12 protein-coding genes are annotated in these 17252 nt (G+C 66.9%); all 12 read left to right on the top strand.

The genetic code is table 11. The features are described 5' to 3' along the window. The first annotated feature begins 48 nt into the window (after window positions 1-48). The 12 genes from polA (at window position 49) to EV672_RS04075 (ending at window position 17248) form a co-directional block, all read left to right on the top strand. On the top strand, window positions 49-2958 hold the full coding sequence (gene polA, locus EV672_RS04130; protein ID WP_133606605.1) for a DNA polymerase I: 2910 nt from the start codon (window positions 49-51) through the stop codon (window positions 2956-2958). Window positions 2959-3040: 82 nt separating this feature from the next. Beyond that, the gene (gene ppk1, locus EV672_RS04125) at window positions 3041-5116 is read left to right on the top strand and encodes a polyphosphate kinase 1 (protein WP_133606603.1); all 2076 of its coding nucleotides are present in this window, start codon (window positions 3041-3043) and stop codon (window positions 5114-5116) included. A gap of 103 nt (window positions 5117-5219) precedes the next feature. Continuing rightward, entirely contained in the window at window positions 5220-5711 is a 492-nt protein-coding gene (locus EV672_RS04120; protein ID WP_133606601.1) for a SixA phosphatase family protein, read from the top strand. An 84-nt stretch (window positions 5712-5795) separates the two neighbouring features. Further along, window positions 5796-6317 carry a YbgC/FadM family acyl-CoA thioesterase gene (locus tag EV672_RS04115; RefSeq protein WP_133606599.1) on the top strand — a complete coding sequence of 174 codons (522 nt, stop codon included), beginning with the start codon at window positions 5796-5798 and terminating at the stop codon, window positions 6315-6317. Window positions 6318-6347: 30 nt separating this feature from the next. After that, window positions 6348-7112 (top strand): protein TolQ, encoded by a 765-nt coding sequence (tolQ, locus tag EV672_RS04110; RefSeq protein ID WP_133606597.1) that lies wholly within the window; start codon window positions 6348-6350, stop codon window positions 7110-7112. Window positions 7113-7115: 3 nt separating this feature from the next. Then, the gene (locus tag EV672_RS04105) at window positions 7116-7556 is read left to right on the top strand and encodes a biopolymer transporter ExbD (protein WP_133606596.1); all 441 of its coding nucleotides are present in this window, start codon (window positions 7116-7118) and stop codon (window positions 7554-7556) included. 4 nt (window positions 7557-7560) lie between these two features. Further along, a complete protein-coding gene (gene tolA / locus EV672_RS04100) occupies window positions 7561-8487 on the top strand; it encodes a cell envelope integrity protein TolA (protein WP_133606595.1) in 927 nt (308 codons plus the stop codon). Window positions 8488-8604: 117 nt separating this feature from the next. Next, a complete protein-coding gene (locus EV672_RS04095; protein WP_341770441.1) occupies window positions 8605-11166 on the top strand; it encodes a GspE/PulE family protein in 2562 nt (853 codons plus the stop codon). A gap of 227 nt (window positions 11167-11393) precedes the next feature. Continuing rightward, window positions 11394-13316: a PrkA family serine protein kinase gene (locus EV672_RS04090; protein ID WP_133606594.1), complete on the top strand. Its 1923-nt coding sequence runs from the start codon at window positions 11394-11396 to the stop codon at window positions 13314-13316. Between the two features lie 110 nt (window positions 13317-13426). Further along, complete coding sequence (locus EV672_RS04085) at window positions 13427-14728, top strand: YeaH/YhbH family protein (RefSeq protein ID WP_133606593.1); 1302 nt, start codon at window positions 13427-13429, stop codon at window positions 14726-14728. Further along, entirely contained in the window at window positions 14725-16278 is a 1554-nt protein-coding gene (locus EV672_RS04080) for a SpoVR family protein (RefSeq protein ID WP_133606592.1), read from the top strand. The genes EV672_RS04085 and EV672_RS04080 overlap by 4 nt, the downstream gene beginning before the upstream one ends. Window positions 16279-16444: 166 nt before the next feature. After that, on the top strand, window positions 16445-17248 hold the full coding sequence (locus tag EV672_RS04075; RefSeq protein WP_133606591.1) for a poly(ethylene terephthalate) hydrolase family protein: 804 nt from the start codon (window positions 16445-16447) through the stop codon (window positions 17246-17248). The last annotated feature ends 4 nt before the right edge of the window (window positions 17249-17252 follow it).

Raw genomic sequence — 17252 nt, 5'->3', positions numbered from 1 at the left:
CCTGACCTGGGCGCAGCAGGCGCGCAAACCGCGGTCACAATCCGGGGCATGACTGCCCCGGACACCCCTCAGAGCCCCCAAGCCACACCCAGCCGCCCCACCATGGTGCTGGTGGACGGCTCCAGCTACCTCTACCGCGCCTTCCACGCCATGCCCGACCTGCGCGGGCCCGGCGGCGTGGCCACCGGCGCCATCCACGGCGTGGTGAACATGATGGGCTGGCTGCGCGAGCACATCGATGCCGAGCACGCCGTCTGCGTGTTCGATGCCAAAGGCCCGACCTTCCGCGACGAGTGGTACCCCGAGTACAAGGCCCACCGCCCGCCGATGCCGGACGACCTGCGCTCGCAGATCGAACCCATCCACGAGGTCGTCAAGCTGCTGGGCTGGCCCGTGCTGGAGGTGCCCGGCATCGAAGCCGACGACGCCATCGGCACCCTGGCCCGCGTGGCGGCCGAATCGGGGCATCGGGTGGTCATCTCCACCGGCGACAAGGACCTGGCCCAACTGGTCAATCCCCACGTCTCGCTGATCAACACCATGGCCAAGCCGCCCGAGGTGCTGGACATCCCCGGCGTGGTGGCCAAGTTCGGCGTGCCGCCCGAGCTGATCATCGACTACCTCACCCTGATCGGTGACACGGTGGACAACGTGCCGGGCGTCGAGAAGGTCGGCCCCAAGACGGCCGTGAAGTGGTTGCAGGAGCACGGCTCGCTGGCCGCCATCATGGCCGCCGCCGATGCGTTCAAGGGCGCAACGGGCGAAAACCTGCGCAAGGCGCTGGACTGGTTGCCGCAAGGCCGCCGCCTCATCACCGTCAAGCTGGACTGCGACCTCGACGGCCACGTGCCCGCCTGGCCCTCGCTGGACGCACTGGCGCTCAAGGCGCCGGACCTGCCCGGTTTGCTGGATTTCTACACGCGCTTCGGTTTCCGCAGTGCCAAGGTCGAGGTCGAGCGCCTGTTGCGGGGCGATGCAGCCGGCAGCGGCGCGACCGCCGTGGCCACATCGGCCAAATCCAGCCAAGCCACCAAAGCCAAGCCCAAGAGCGACACCGACACGGGCGACCTGTTCGGCGCTGCTGCCGATGCTTCAGCCGATGCGGATGGCGCCACAGCCGATGCCCCGGCCGCGCCCCAAGGCGTGCAGGTGGACACCCGCTACGACACCGTGCTCACCTGGCCCGTGTTCGACGCCTGGCGCGCACGCATTTACGCGGCCGACGTGGTGGCCTTTGACACCGAGACCGACTCGCTCGAGCCCATGAAGGCGCGCATCGTCGGGCTGTCGTTCAGCGACAAGGTCGGCCATGCGTGCTACATCCCGCTGCGCCATGAAGGCCCCGATGCGCCCGCGCAATTGCCACTCGACGAGGTGCTGGCCAAACTCAAGCCCTGGCTGGAGGCCGCCGACCGCCAGAAGATCGGCCAGAACATCAAGTACGACACCCACGTGCTGGCCAACCACGGCATCGCGGTGCGCGGTTACGTGCACGACACCATGCTCCAGAGCTATGTGCTGGAGGCCCACCGCAAGCACAACCTGGGCGACCTGGCCTTGCGTTACACCGGCCGCATGGGCCTGAGCTACGAGGACGTGGCGGGCAAGGGCGCACAGCAGATCCCGTTCGCGCAGGTGGCCGTGGACCGCGCGGCGCACTATTCCTGCGAAGACAGCGACCTCACCCTGCACGTGCACCAGACGCTGTGGCCCAAGCTGGAGGCCGAGCCGGGCCTGAAAGACATCTACCAGCGCTTCGAGCTGCCCACCTCGCGCGTGCTGCAGCGCATCGAACGCAACGGCGTGCTGATCGACAGCGGTTTGCTGCAGCAGCAAAGCCACGAGCTGGGCCAGCGCATCGTGCAGCTGGAGCAGGAGGCCTACGAGCTGGCCGGCCAGCCCTTCAACCTGGGCTCGCCCAAGCAACTGGGCGAAATCCTCTTCGTCAAGCAGGGCCTGCCGGTCGTCAAGAAGACCGCCACGGGCGCGCCGTCCACCAACGAGGAGGTGCTGGAAAAGCTGGCAGAGGACTACCCGCTGCCCGCGCGCATCCTCGCGTACCGCGGCATGGCCAAGCTCAAGTCCACCTACACGGACAAGCTGCCGCTGATGGTCAATGCCGAAACGGGCCGGGTGCACACCAACTACGCGCAGGCCGTGGCGGTGACGGGGCGCTTGTCGAGCAACGACCCGAACCTGCAGAACATCCCGGTGCGCACGGCCGAGGGGCGCCGCATCCGCGAGGCTTTCATCGCGCCGCCGGGCCACTTCATCGTGTCGGCCGACTACTCGCAGATCGAGCTGCGCATCATGGCGCACATCTCGCAAGACGAAAACCTGCTGCGCGCCTTCGCTGAAGGGCAGGACGTGCACCGCGCCACCGCCAGCGAGGTGTTCGGCGTGCCGGTGGACGAGGTGTCGAGCGAGCAGCGCCGCTACGCCAAGGTGATCAACTTCGGCCTGATCTACGGCATGAGCGCCCATGGCCTGGCCAAGAACCTCGGTATCGAGCGCTCGGCGGCATCGTCCTACATCGAGCGCTATTTCCACCGCTTCGCCGGCGTGAAGCGCTACATGGACGACACCCGCGCCCAGGCCAAGGCCCAGGGCTACGTGGAAACCGTGTTCGGTCGGCGCCTGTGGCTGCCCGAGATCAACAGCCCCAACGGCCCCAGCCGCGCTGGAGCCGAGCGGGCCGCCATCAACGCGCCCATGCAGGGCACGGCGGCCGACCTCATCAAGCTGGCCATGGTGGCCGTGCAGGACACGCTGGACGCCGAAGGCCGCGCCTCGAAAATCATCATGCAGGTGCACGACGAACTGGTGCTGGAGGTGCCCGAGGCCGAACTGGCCTGGGTGACAGAAGCGGTGCCGCGCCTGATGGCCAGCGTGGCGCAGCTGCGCGTGCCGCTGGTGGCCGAGGTGGGCTCGGGCCCCAATTGGGAGTCGGCGCACTGAGGTTCGTCAAAATGTCATCATTTCCATGTACCGGGGTCCGTAGAATGGAGCTGCTGGCGTTATTCGGCTCATTTTTGCGTACATGAACAACACGATTCCCACCCAGGTGCTGGACCAACCCCGCGTCAAGCTGCTCGGCCGTGAGCAGGCCATCCTCGAATTCAACCGCCGCGTGCTGGCCCAGGCCCAGCGTGAAGATGTCCCGCTGCTGGAACGCCTGCGCTACATCTGCATCGTGTCCTCCAACCTCGACGAGTTCTTTGAAGTCCGCTACGCCGATGTCATCGAGGCGTCCCGCACGCCCGGCACCGGCATCAACGCCGCCTACATCACCGAGGTCTCGCGCGAGTCGCACCGCCTGGTCGAAGAGCAGTACCAGATCTTCAACGAGGTGGTCACGCCCAAGCTGCACGACGCGGGCATCCTCATCCTCAACCACGCCGACCGCAACGCCAACCAGCGCGAGTGGGTGGCCGACTTCTTCCGCCGCCAGGTGCGCCCGCTGCTGGTGCCCATCGGCCTGGACCCGGCGCACCCCTTCCCGCAGGTCGCCAACAAAACGCTGAACTTCATCGTGCGCTTAGGGGGCATGGACGCGTTTGGCCGCGACAACGACATCGCCATCGTGCGCATCCCGCGGGTGCTGCCGCGCGTCATCGCCTTGCCCAAAACGCTGATGCCGGAGGGCCAACAGGGCTTCGTGCTGCTGTCCAGCGTCATCCGCGCGCACCTCGACGAGCTCTTCCCGGGCCGCGAGATCAAGGCCTTCTCGCAGTTCCGCCTGACGCGCGACTCCGACCTGGAGGTCGATGAAGACGACGTGACCGACCTGCGCGAGGCGCTGCGCTCCAAGATGAGCACGCGCCAGTTCGGCCAGTCGGTGCGCCTGGAGGTGGTGCGTTCCTGCCCGGCCGACCTGTCCGACTTCCTGCTGGAGCAGTTCAGCCTGCCGCCGCAGGCCCTCTTCATGGTCAACGGACCGGTCAACCTGGTGCGCCTGACCCAGCTGATCGACCAGGCCGATGCCGACGCGCTGCGCTTTGCGCCCTACGAGCCTGCCTGGCCGGCCGAGCTGCCCCAGCAAGGCTTGTTCGAGCACCTGCGCCACCACGACTGCCTGCTGCACCACCCTTTCCAGAGCTTCGACGTGGTCGTGCAGTTCCTGCGCGAGGCGGTCTATGACCCCGATGTGTTGGCCATCAAGCAGACCATTTACCGCACGGGCAGCGAGTCCGTGCTGATGGAGTTGCTGCTGGAGGCCGTGCGCCGCGGCAAGGAGGTGCTGGCCGTGGTGGAGCTGAAAGCCCGCTTCGACGAAGAGGCCAACATCAATTGGGCCGAGCGCCTCGAAGCGCTGGGTGCGCAGGTGGTGTATGGCATCGTCGGCCTGAAAACCCACGCCAAGATGATGCTGGTGACGCGCCGCGAAGGCGCGCGCCTGCGCCGCTATGCGCACCTGTCCACCGGCAACTACAACCCCAAGACCTCGCGGCTCTACACCGACGTGGGCTTCCTGACCAGCCAGCCGGACATGACGGCCGACGTGGACCGCGTCTTCCAGCAGCTCTCCAGCCTGACGCAGATGAAGTCCACGCGCCTGCTGCAGTTGGCGCCCTTCAGCCTGCAGGACCAGATGCTGCGCTTGATGGCGCGCTGCGCCGATGCGGCCCGTGCGGGGCGCCCGGCGCGCATCGTCGTCAAGTGCAATGCGCTGACCGACGAGCCACTGGTGAGGGCGCTGATCGAAGCCGGTCAGGCGGGCGTGGACATCGACCTCATCATCCGCGGCGCCTGCATCCTGCCGCCGGGCCTGGAAGGCCTGACCGACCGCATCCGCGTGCGCTCGGTGGTGGGTCGCATGCTGGAGCACACCCGCGTGCTGTACTTCCGCTGGGGCAACGACGACTACGAAGAGGCCCTGTACCTGTCGAGTGCCGACTGGATGAACCGCAACATGACGCGGCGCATCGAGGCGGCCTGGCCGGTGCGCGACCCGGCGCTGCGCCAGCGCGTCATCGACGAATGCCTGGTGCCCTACCTGCTGGACGGCCGCGACGCCTGGCGCCAGCTCAGCGATGGCCGCTACGAGCGCATCAACGAACCCGGCGGCCACAGCGCCCAGCGTGCCCTGATGGCGCGTCACCGCGGCCAGGCCTGAGCATCACCATGGCGGTGTGCCACGGTGTGACCGCGCTGCCACGCGCCTGCCACAGGGCGTCCGTACACTGCGGCGCCAATGAAAAACCAAGGGAGGATGGGGCATGGACCTGATCCTGTGGCGCCACGCGCAGGCGCAAATGCTGCTGGCAGAAGATGGCGAAACGGTGCTGCCGTTCGAGCTGGAACGTGACCTCGCGCGCACGCTGACGCCCAAGGGCCAGCGCCAGGCCGAGCGCATGGCCGAGTGGCTCAACCAGCGCCTGCCCGACACCACCCGCGTGCTGGTCAGCCCGGCGCTGCGCACCCAGCAAACCGCCGCGGCCCTGGGCCGCAAGGTGCGCACGCTGGACACCCTCAACCCGCTGGCCAGCGTCGATGACCTGCTGGCCGCTGCGCGCTGGCCGGTCTCACGCGACCCGGTGCTCATCGTCGGCCACCAGCCCACGCTGGGGTTGTTGGCGGCGCGCCTGCTGACGGGCCAGGACCAGCCCTGGTCGGTGCGCAAAGGCGCCGTGTGGTGGTTGCGCTCGCGCGAGCGCGAAGGCGACGAGCAGGTGGTGCTGCACGCCGTGATGCCGCCCGACATGGCCTGAGCCTGGGCGCAAAGATGCGTGAAGCCTGAGGTGCTTGGGCGGTTGCCGGCGGGCGCGGTGCCCGAACGGGGATAATGCCGGTTCATGAACGCGCCCGACCTCTCCCCCCGCGCCACCGATGGCCGCTGGCACCACCAGCACCCGGTGCGCATCTATTGGGAAGACACCGACGCCGGCGGCATCGTCTTCTACGGCAATTACCTCAAGTTCATGGAGCGCGCCCGCACCGAGTGGTTGCGCGCCCTGGGCTTCGACCAGGAGGGCATGCGCCGCAGCGGCGAGGGCATGTTCGTCGTCGCCGACACGCAGTTGCGCTACCTGCAGCCCGCGCGCCTCGACGACCTGCTCAACGTGACGGTGGCCGTGGTCGAGCGCGGCCGCGCCAGCGTCGTGTTCGCGCAAGAGGTCTGGCGCAACGGCATCTTGCTGGTCAGTGGCCGCATCCGCATCGGCTGGGTGCAGGCCGTGGTGGCCGATGCAGCCGATGCAGCCGAGCCTGTCTTGCGCCCAGGCCGCATCCCGCAACGCATCCTGGGCTGCCTGCCCGAGCCGCTGCCTGCGAACGCTGGCACCTCCACCGACACCCCCGCCCACACCCCAGCCTGAACCCCAGGCCGACCACGGAGCCCTCGCCCCATGAACCAAGACCTGTCGATCCTTCACCTGGTGCTGCACGCCAGCGTGGTGGTGCAGATCGTGATGGCCATCCTGATGCTGGTCTCGCTGACCAGCTGGAGCATCATCTTCGCCAAAGTGCTGGGCCTCAAGCGCGTGCGCCAGGACAACGATGCCTTTGACCGCGAATTCTGGGCCGGACGCACCCTGCAGGAGCTCTTCCAGGATGCCAGCAGCGGCAATGGCCCGGCCTCGCCGCAGGAGCGCATCTTCGCCGCCGGCATGCGGGAGTTCATGAAGCAGCGTGAGCGCCGCGTCACCGACGTCAATGTGCTGCTGGACGGCGCCCGCCGCGCCATGCGCGCCAGCTACCAGCGCGAGATGGACGTGGTCGAGTCCCGCCTGGACTTCCTCGGCTCGGTCGGTTCGGTCTCGCCGTACATCGGTCTGTTCGGCACGGTGTGGGGCATCATGCACGCCTTCACGGGCCTGGCCAATGTGCAGCAGGTGTCCTTGGCCACGGTGGCACCAGGCATCGCCGAGGCACTCGTGGCCACGGCCATCGGCCTGTTCGCGGCCATCCCCGCGGTGCTGGCCTACAACCGCTTTGCGCGTGACATCGACCGCATCGCCATCCAGATGGAGTCCTTCATCGAGGAGTTCTCCAACATCCTGGCGCGCAATGCCGCGCCTGCTGCCCCGGTCGCAACGGCCATGCCGGCAGGTGGCGCCGATGCGGGTCTGCAGGCCGCCTTGCAGGCCGCGCGCCAGCCGCAGGGACGCTGAACCATGGCCGAACTCAACGCCCGGGGCGGCCGACGCCGGCGCACCCGCAACGAGATCAACATGGTGCCCTTCATCGACGTGATGCTGGTGCTGTTGATCATCTTCATGGTGAGTGCGCCGCTGTTGCCCACGGGGGTGGTGGACCTGCCCAGCATCGGCAAGGCGAAACAGGCGCCGGAGAAGGTCGTCGAGGTGGTGCTCGATGACGACGAGCGCGTGCGCATGCGCGTCAACCGCGCCGAGTGGCAGCGCCTGTCCTTGAAAGAGCTACCCGAGCAGGTCAAGGCCGTGCAGGCCGATGCCGAAGGCGGCCCGAACGGCGTGCCGGTGATCATCAGCGCGCGCAAGGACATCCGCTACGAGTCCGTCGTGCACGTGATGGACGTGTTGCAACGCGCCGGTGTGGCCCGTGTGGGCCTGTCGGTGCGGACCACGGGAGGCTGAGGCGGTGGCAGCTGGTCAGGGCCAAGACCCCATCGGTGCGGTCGCCATCAAGGGCGGGCCGGGTTGGCGTCCGCGCCAGGACGATCGCTGGGGCCCCGGCGTGTCGCTGGCCGTGCTGGCCCACCTGGGCCTGGTGCTGGCCCTGACCCTGGTCGTGAACTGGAAGGTGCAGACCGAGGTGGCCGTGGAGGCCGAGGTGTGGTCGGAGATCCCGCGCGCCGCCGGCCCGGCTGCCGCACCGCCGCCTCCGCCGCAGGCCGCCCCTGAGCCCAAGCCCGTGCCGCCCCAGGTCGAGCCTCCGCCGGCCCCCAAGCCCGCCCCGCAGGCCGAGCCCAAGGTCGAGACCAAGCCCGACATCGTGGCCGAGCGCACGCCGCCCAAGAAAGAGCCCAAAGAGAAAAAGCGCAAGGAGCCGAAGGAGACCTTCGACACCACGCCGCCCAAGCCCAGCCGCAAGGCCGACGCGAAAACCCCGTCCAAAGCCGAGGCCAAGCCAGACAGCAAGCCCGCAACCAAGCCCGACCCCAAGGCCGACCCCAAGGCCGACAAGCAAAGCGCCGCCGAGCGCGAAGCCCTGCGCCAGGCCAACCTCGCGCGGATGATGTCCGAGCTCGGCGGCGGGCCGGGCGGGGCAGGGCGGGCTGCCGCATCGGCCGGGCCCAGCAAGAGCTACATCGGCCGGCTGATCGCGCGCATCAAGCCCAACGTCGTCTTCACCGACGCCATCAACGGCAACCCGCTGGCCCAGGTCGAGGTGCGCTGCGCGCCCGATGGCCGCATCGTTTCGCGCAAGATCCTGGTCCCCTCCGGCGTGCCGGCCTGGGACGCCGCCGTGCTGCGCGCGCTCGACCGCACCGAGGTGCTGCCCCTCAACGAGCAGGGCCGCATCGAGCCGGTGATGCTGCTGGACTTCAAGCCGCTGGACTTCTGACCGCGGCGCTTTCACCGGCTTTCCACCGCTTTTCCGAGCTTCAGCCAGCGGGTGCTTTCATAGCATGACCCGAGGGGCGGCCTGCGCGCCTTCCCGCCAACCTCGTGCCCCCTGGCCATGCCCGACACCTCCACGCCGCTCACTCCCGCCATGCCGCCGGCTCCCGTGCCTGCGGCCAGCCTGACGCCTGCCGCCGACGCCGTGGTGGACGCCAGTGGCGAGTCCTCGGGCTTCCGTTGGCCCACCCCGCCGTTCGCCAGCTACCCGCCCGCACGCGCCCAGATCGACCACGAGCCCTGCGACATCGTCGGCCTCAACGGCCGGGTCATGAGCGGGCGGCTCATCTTCTTCGTGCCCGACGAGCAGGTGGCGCACATCCAGGTGCCGCCGGCGCGCACCACGATGCCGCTGCGTTTCACCCAGTTCCGCAGCCTGCAACTGCAGCGCGGCGTTCTGCCCATGCAAGGCGCGGAAGGGCTGGCGGCCTTGCCCAGCGAGCTGGCGCAACGGCCTGTGACCGACTACACCCTGCGCCTGCGCGGTGGCGGCGAGCTCAGTGGCCAGACCATCGGCTGGAGCGACACCGCCTTCGGCCTTTTCCTGTTCCCGCCGCAAGACGCCCACGGCGCCGTCTCCCGCCTGTTCGTGCCGCGCGAGGTGATTGAAGACGCGCAGTTCGGCCCGCCCATCGGCCAGGCCCTGGTGGCCGATCAGGCCGTCACCGCCGCCCAGGTGGACCAGGCCGTGGGCATGCAGGCCAGCCTGCGCAACCAGAAGCTGGGCGACATCCTGCTCAACCAGCAGGTGGTCACGCCGGACCAGCTCGTCGTGGCGCTGGCGCAGCAAAGCCGCATGCCCATGGTGCGCATCGGCGAGGCGCTCATCGCGCTGTCGCTCATCTCCGAAGACCAGCTCGCCGACGCGCTGCGCCAGCAGCAGTCCGACCGCACCGTGCCCCTGGGCGAGCTGCTGGTGCGCCTGGGGCTGATCTCCCGGCACGACCTGCTGTCGGCCCTGGCCCGCAAGATGGGCTACCCGCTGGTGGACTTGCAGAAGTTCCCGGTCGATCCGCTGGCCTTGCACAAGGTGCCCTTCACCGTGGCGGCCCGCCTGCGCGCGGTGCCTCTGCTGCTGCGCGAGGGCGCGCTCATCGTCGCGGTGGAAGACCCCAGCCAGCGCCTCGTGCTGTCGGAGTTGGAGTTCATCACACAGTGCAAAGTCGTGCCCGTGCTGGCGCCGCAAAGCCAGCTGGAATGGTGCATCCGCGAGTCCTATGCCAAGCTGGGGGCCGATGTCTCGGCCGTGTCCTTTTCGCTGGACCACGACATCCCCGCCCCCGAGCTGAGTGACCCCTTCGCCGCCGACAAGCTCGTCGAGGACCTGGAGAAGGAAGGGCAGGGCTTCGGCACCGACGACAAGCCCATCGAGCAAAGCGACAACTCCCTGGTGCGGCTCATCAACACCATGGTCATCGAGGCCCACCACCAGGGCGTCTCGGACATCCACATCGAGAGCTACGCCGGGCGCGACAAGGTCAAGATCCGCTTCCGCAAGGACGGCCAGCTGCTGCCTTACCTGGAGCTGCCGCCGAACTACCGCAGCGCCATCATCGCGCGCATCAAGATCATGTGCGACCTCGACATCTCCGAGAAGCGCAAGCCGCAGGACGGCAAGATCAACTTCGCCCGCTTCATGCCCCAGCACCGGCTGGAACTGCGCGTGGCCACCATCCCGACCAACAACGGCCTGGAAGACGTGGTGATGCGCATCCTGACCTCGGCCAGGCCCCTGCCGCTGGACAAGATCGGCCTGAGCCCGGCCAACCTGGCGCGCTTCCAGCAGGCCATGGAGCGGCCTTACGGCATGGTGCTGTGCGTGGGGCCCACGGGCTCGGGCAAGACGACGACACTGCACTCGGCGCTGAGCTTCATCAACGTGCCCGAGCGCAAGATCTGGACGGCCGAGGACCCCGTCGAAATCACCCAGCCCGGCTTGCGACAAGTGCAGGTCAATCCGAAGATCGACTGGACCTTCGCCAAGGCCTTGCGTGCGCTGCTGCGCGCCGACCCGGACGTCATCATGGTCGGTGAAATGCGCGACACCGAGACCTCGCGCACGGCCATCGAAGCGGCGCTCACCGGCCACCTCGTGCTGTCCACCCTGCACACCAACAGCGCGCCGGAAACCGTCACGCGTTTGCTCGACATGGGCATGGACCCTTTCAGCTTCGCTGACTCCCTGTTGGTGGTGCTGGCCCAGCGCCTGGTGCGCCGCCTGTGCCCTGCTTGCAAGGTGTCAGAGCCCGCCACGCACGAGCAGGTGCAAGGCTTGCTGGACGAGTACCTGCACGTCTGTCCGCCCGAGCAGATGGGCATCACGCGCGACGGATTGCTGGCCGAATGGCAGCAGCGCTTTGCCGTCGATGGCGCGCTGCAACATCACCACAGCGCGGGCTGCAACCACTGCAACCACACCGGCTTCAAGGGCCGGGTGGGCATCCACGAACTGATGGCGGTGAACGCCGACACACGGCGCCTGATCCAGACAGGTGCCAGCCCGGATGAACTTCAGGCACACGCCTTGCGTGAGGGCATGAGAACACTGCGACAGGATGGCATCGAGAAGGTGTTGACAGGGTTGACGAGCATGGAAGAAGTGCGGGCCACCAGCAACATCTGAATTGTTGTGTCCGTGTCGCACGCACTTCGGAAAAAAGGTGCAAGATAAGGGCAACGGGTCGCGCCATCTGGTGGGCGAAAGGCAGCTTTCTCCACCCACCTCGATGGGGCGATTTCCTTGATCTTTGGTGTGAAGGCGATGCTTGTGTGGTCGCGCCGGGTTCACCAGACGGGTAGGCCGGCGGATCACCAGGCATTGATGGACAGGTCAATGACTTGGAGGTCAGCATGGATGTGATCAGCAACTTCGCCGCCCGCTACGAGCGCACTCGCGAAGAGGAATACACGCTCGAGGAATACCTCGACATCTGCAAGCGCGACAAGACCGCGTTTGCCACCGCCGCCGAGCGCATGCTCCTGGCCATCGGTGAGCCCCAGATGATCGACACGCGCAACGACCCGCGCCTGTCGCGCATCTTCACCAACAAGGTCATCAAGCTCTACCCGGCCTTCGAAGAGTTCTATGGCATGGAAGACGCCATCGAGCAGGTGGTGAGCTACTTCCGCCATGCCGCGCAAGGCCTGGAAGAAAAGAAACAGATCCTGTACCTGCTGGGCCCGGTGGGTGGCGGCAAGTCCTCGATCGCCGAGCGGCTCAAGCTGCTGGCCGAGAAGGTGCCGTTCTACGCCATCAAGGGCTCGCCGGTGAACGAGTCGCCGCTGGGCCTGTTCGAGCCCAACGAAGACGGCCCCATCCTGGAGAAGGAATACGGCATCCCGCGCCGTTACCTGCAGCGCATCCTGAGCCCCTGGGCGGTGAAGCGCCTCGAAGAATTCGGCGGTGACATCCGCCAGTTCAAGGTGGTCAAGCGCTACCCCAGCATCCTCAAGCAGGTCGGCATCGCCAAGACCGAGCCGGGCGACGAGAACAACCAGGACATCAGCGCCTTGGTCGGCAAGGTGGACATCCGCAAGCTCGAAACCTATGCGCAGGACGACCCGGACGCCTACAGCTACTCCGGTGGCCTGTGCCTGGCCAACCAGGGCCTGCTGGAATTCGTGGAAATGTTCAAGGCGCCCATCAAGGTGCTGCACCCGCTGCTGACCGCCACGCAGGAAGGCAACTTCAAGGGCACAGAAGGCTTCGGTGCCATCCCGTTTGATGGCGTGGTGCTGGCCCACTCGAACGAGAGCGAGTGGAAGGCCTTCCGCAACAACAAGAACAACGAGGCCTTCCTCGACCGCATCTACATCGTCAAGGTGCCGTACTGCCTGCGCGTGAGCGAGGAAATCAAGATCTACGAGAAGCTGGTGCGGGGCTCGTCCCTGGCGGCGGCGCCGTGCGCCCCGGGCACGCTGAAGATGATGTCGCAGTTCGCCATCCTCACGCGCCTGAAGGAGCCCGAGAACTCCAGCATCTTCAGCAAGATGCAGGTCTATGACGGTGAGAGCCTGAAGGACACCGACCCCAAGGCCAAGTCCATCCAGGAGTACCGCGACTACGCCGGTGTCGATGAGGGCATGAGCGGCATCTCCACGCGCTTCGCGTTCAAGATCATCTCCAAGGTCTTCAACTTCGACAGCGCCGAGGTGGCGGCCAACCCCGTGCACCTGATGTACGTGCTGGAGCAGCAGATCGAGCGCGAGCAGTTCCCGGCAGACACCGAGCAGAAGTACATCGCCTACATCAAGGAGGCGCTGGCGCCGCGCTACGCCGAGTTCATCGGCAAGGAGATCCAGACGGCTTACCTGGAGAGCTACTCCGAGTACGGCCAGAACATCTTCGACCGCTACGTGACCTACGCCGACTACTGGATCCAGGACCAGGAGTACCGCGACACCGACACGGGCGAGATCTTCGACCGCGGCGCGCTGAACGCCGAGCTGGAGAAGATCGAGAAGCCGGCCGGCATCGCCAACCCGAAGGACTTCCGCAACGAGATCGTCAACTTCGTGCTGCGTGCGCGGGCCAACAACGGCGGCAAGAACCCGCTGTGGACCAGCTACGAGAAGCTGCGGGTGGTCATCGAGAAGAAGATGTTCAGCAACACGGAAGAGCTGCTGCCGGTCATCAGCTTCAACGCCAAGGCCAGCGCCGACGAGGTCAAGAAGCACGAGGACTTCGTCAACCGCATGGTGCAGAAGGGCTACACCGCCAAGCAGGTGCGCCTGCTGTGCGAGTGGTACCTGCGCGTCAGAAAGTCTTCTTGATGGCCCACCCCCGAGCGCCTTTCGGCGCTCCCCCTGCAAGGGGGCGCCACCAAGGGCCCGGCAAAGCCGGATCCCTGGTAGCCGCTTGATTCAGAAACGGCGAACTGCGCATGACACGTCAACACATCATCGACCGACGGCTCGCGGGGAAGAACAAATCGATCGGCAACCGCGAGCGCTTCCTGCGTCGCTACAAGGACCAGGTCCGCGATGCGGTGCAGCGCGCCATCAATGGCCGCAGCATCCGTGACATCGAGAAGGGCGAGGACATCGCCATCCCCAAGCGGGATTTGTCCGAGCCCGTTTTCAGCCACGGCCAGGGCGGCAGCCGCGAGGTGGTGCACCCGGGCAACAAGGAGTACGTGCGCGGCGACCGCATCGACAAGCCGCAGGGCGGTGGGGGCCAAGGGCAGGGCCAGGGTGAGGCCAGTGATTCCGGCGAAGGCGAGGACGATTTCGTTTTCTCGCTGAGCAAGGAGGAGTTCATGCAGGTCTTCTTCGAGGACCTGGCCTTGCCCAACCTCGTGCGCACGGCCCTGGCCGAGGTGCCCGAGTGGAAGAGCCACCGCGCCGGTTTCAGCAGCGATGGCACGCCCAACAACCTGCACGTGGTGCGCTCCATGCGCGGGGCGCTGGGCCGGCGCATCGCGCTCGGGGCGTCCAGCCGCCGTGAGATCCAGGAGCTGGAAGCGCGCCTGGCCGCCTTGCGCGCCGAGCAGGAAGCGGGCGACGACGCCCTGGTGCGCAAGCACGCTGCCGAGATCGAGGACATCGAAGCGCAACTTCAGCACCTCCACGGTCGCATGAAGGGCATCCCCTTCCTCGACCCCATCGACCTGCGTTTCCGCAGCCGCGTCAAGGTGCCCGTGCCCACCACCAAGGCCGTGATGTTCTGCGTGATGGACGTCTCAGGCTCGATGGACGAGCAGCGCAAGGAGCTGTCCAAGCGCTTCTTCATCCTGCTCTACCTGTTCCTGACGCGGCACTACGACAAGATCGAGCTCGTCTTCATCCGCCACCACACGCAGGCGCAGGAGGTCTCGGAGCAGGACTTCTTCCACGCCACCGAAACCGGCGGCACGGTGGTGTCCAGCGCCCTGGTGCTGCTCGACGAGATCATCCAGGCGCGTTACCCCACCAACGAGTGGAACCTGTACGTGGCCCAGGCCTCGGACGGTGACAACTGGCACCACGACTCGGCGCGCTGCCGCGAGGTCCTGGAAGACAAGATCCTGCCGCTGGTGCGCTACTTCGCCTATGTGCAGGTGGCGCAGACCGAGCAGAACCTGTGGGACGAGTACATGGGCCTGTCCGAGACGCACAAGCACTTCGCCATGCGCAAGGTGCTGGACGCCTCGCAGATCTACCCGGTGTTCCGCGAGCTGTTCAAGAAGGAAGGGGTGGACGCATGAAGAGGGCAGAACATCTTCGGGCTGAACATCCGCTGCCCGGGCAGTCGGACTGGTCGTTCGAGCTGATCGAGCAGTACCACGACGTCATCCGCGCCACGGCCGAGCGCTACCGGCTCGACACCTACCCCAATCAGCTGGAGATCATCACCGCCGAGCAGATGATGGACGCCTACGCCAGCGTGGGCATGCCGGTGAACTACCGCCACTGGTCGTATGGCAAGGAGTTCATCGCCACCGAGAAGAACTACCGCCGCGGCCACATGGGCCTGGCCTACGAGATCGTCATCAACTCCAACCCCTGCATCAGCTACCTGATGGAGGAGAACACCATGGCCATGCAGGCCCTGGTGATCGCGCACGCGGCCTACGGCCACAACAGCTTCTTCAAGGGCAACTACCTGTTCCGGATGTGGACGGACGCCGGCTCCATCATCGACTACCTCGTCTATGCCAAGAACTACGTGGCCCGCTGCGAGGAGCGCCATGGCGTGGCCGCGGTGGAAGAACTGCTGGACTCCTGCCACGCGCTGATGAACCACGGCGTGGACCGCTACCGCCGCCCGGGCAAGCTTTCGCTGGACAAGGAACTGGCCCGCCGCGAGGAGCGCGAGTCCTACCTGCAGCAGCAGGTCAACGACCTGTGGCGCACCCTGCCGCGCAAGGCCGACCGGCCCGAGGAGGAGTCGGTGCGCCGCTTCCCGCCCGAGCCGCAGGAAAACATCCTCTACTTCATCGAGAAGAACGCGCCGCTGCTGGAGCCCTGGCAGCGCGAGATCGTGCGCATCGTGCGCAAGGTGGCGCAGTACTTTTACCCGCAGCGCCAGACGCAGGTCATGAACGAAGGCTGGGCCACGTTCTGGCACTACACGCTGCTCAACACCATGTACGACGACGGTCACCTGAGCGACGGCATGATGATCGAGTGGTTGCAGTCGCACACCAACGTGGTCTATCAGCCACCGGTCGGGCACCGCGCCTACAGCGGGCTCAACCCGTACGCGTTGGGCTTTGCGATGTACACCGACCTCAAGCGCATCTGCGAAAAGCCCACACCGGAAGACCGCGCCTGGTTCCCCGACTTCGCCGGTTGCGCCGAAGGCAAGCCGCCGGAAGACCTGGCCTGGTTGCCCACGCTGGACTACGCCATGCGCAACTTCAAGGACGAGAGCTTCATCGGCCAGTACCTGTCGCCGAAAGTGATGCGCGACTTCCGCCTGTTCGCCATCCGCGACGACGAGAAGGAGAAGGCGTACGAGGTCAGCGCCATCCACGACGACGCGGGCTACCGCGCGCTGCGCGAGTCGCTGTCCCACCAGTACGACCTGGGCAGCCGCGAGCCCAACATCCAGGTGTGGAGCGTGAACCTGCGCGGCGACCGCTCGCTGACCCTGCGCCACACCCAGCACAACGATCGACCGCTGCACGACGCCACCCGCGAGGTGCTCAAGCACGTGGCCCGCCTGTGGGGTTTCCCGGTGCACATGGAAAGCATCAACGGCGAGGGCGATGTGCGCCAGCAGTGGACGGTGGTGCCAGCCAACATGGCGTGAGCGTCCGGACGGGGTGCCCCCCCTGAACGGACGTCGTGGATGTCCGGATGGGGCCTGTCTGTCAGCGCGCACATACTCGTGCATGCATCGAACGCGAGGCGTTCCATGAATTGCGTGCGCCTGGCTTCCGTGCTGGGTGAAATCCACCACCTCACACAGAGCCACCATGACACTCCAGCACACCGCGGCCGCCTTGGCCATCGCCTGCCTGGGCCTCGGCACCTCCGCCCAGGCGCAGTCGCTCGCCGATCTCCAGAAAGACGGCCCCTACGCCGTGTCCTCGCAGACCATCCCGGGTTCGGGCTTTGGCAAGGGCACCATCTACTCGCCCAACGCCGCGGGCAAGTACGCCCTGGTGGCGGTGGTGCCGGGCTTCGTCTCGGCCGAGTCCTCGATGACCGAGATCAGCAAGCGCCTGGCCACCCACGGCTTCGTGGTCGTGACCATCGGCACCAAGACGCTGCTGGACTTCCCCTCCAGCCGCGCCTCCCAGTTGCTGGCCGCGCTGAAGGCGGCCTCTGCCGTGACCACCGGCCCCGTGGCCGGCAAGATCGACGTCACCCGCCAGGTGGTGTCGGGCTGGTCCATGGGCGGTGGCGGCACGCTGGAGGCCGCGGCCTCCACCCCCGGCCTGAAGGCGGCGGTGGCCTATGCGCCTTGGAACCTGTCGTCCACCAAGTACAAGGCCATCACGGTGCCTTCGGCCATCATCGGCGGCACGGCCGACACCGTCGCTTCGGTGGCCAGCCATTCCCAGCCCTTCTACAACGCCATCCCCGCCACCACGCGCAAGCTGCTGGGCGTGATCCAGGGCGCCGACCACTTCTTCCCCAACAAGGCGGTGGAGCCGGCCAGCTACACCAACATCGCCTGGGTCAAGCGCTTTGCCGACGGCAACACGGCCTACAGCCCCTTCCTGAACGGTCAGGACGCCGCCTGGGCGACCTTCGTGTCCACCGGGCCGTTCTGAAGCT

Origin of the sequence: Aquabacterium commune, from assembly GCF_004362855.1 — a bacterium.
GTDB classification, from domain to species: domain Bacteria; phylum Pseudomonadota; class Gammaproteobacteria; order Burkholderiales; family Burkholderiaceae_C; genus Aquabacterium; species Aquabacterium commune.
This window is presented reverse-complemented; position numbering and strand designations above follow the sequence as displayed.

Bases quoted from the DNA above. Each gene is read 5' to 3' on its own strand.
- polA (WP_133606605.1), top strand. From the start codon at position 49: ATGACTGCCCCGGACACCCCTCAGAGCCCCCAAGCCACACCCAGCCGC.
- ppk1 (WP_133606603.1), top strand. From the start codon at position 3,041: ATGAACAACACGATTCCCACCCAGGTGCTGGACCAACCCCGCGTCAAG.
- EV672_RS04120 (WP_133606601.1), top strand. From the start codon at position 5,220: ATGGACCTGATCCTGTGGCGCCACGCGCAGGCGCAAATGCTGCTGGCA.
- EV672_RS04115 (WP_133606599.1), top strand. From the start codon at position 5,796: ATGAACGCGCCCGACCTCTCCCCCCGCGCCACCGATGGCCGCTGGCAC.
- tolQ (WP_133606597.1), top strand. From the start codon at position 6,348: ATGAACCAAGACCTGTCGATCCTTCACCTGGTGCTGCACGCCAGCGTG.
- EV672_RS04105 (WP_133606596.1), top strand. From the start codon at position 7,116: ATGGCCGAACTCAACGCCCGGGGCGGCCGACGCCGGCGCACCCGCAAC.
- EV672_RS04095 (WP_341770441.1), top strand. From the start codon at position 8,605: ATGCCCGACACCTCCACGCCGCTCACTCCCGCCATGCCGCCGGCTCCC.
- EV672_RS04090 (WP_133606594.1), top strand. From the start codon at position 11,394: ATGGATGTGATCAGCAACTTCGCCGCCCGCTACGAGCGCACTCGCGAA.
- EV672_RS04085 (WP_133606593.1), top strand. From the start codon at position 13,427: ATGACACGTCAACACATCATCGACCGACGGCTCGCGGGGAAGAACAAA.
- EV672_RS04080 (WP_133606592.1), top strand. From the start codon at position 14,725: ATGAAGAGGGCAGAACATCTTCGGGCTGAACATCCGCTGCCCGGGCAG.
- EV672_RS04075 (WP_133606591.1), top strand. From the start codon at position 16,445: ATGACACTCCAGCACACCGCGGCCGCCTTGGCCATCGCCTGCCTGGGC.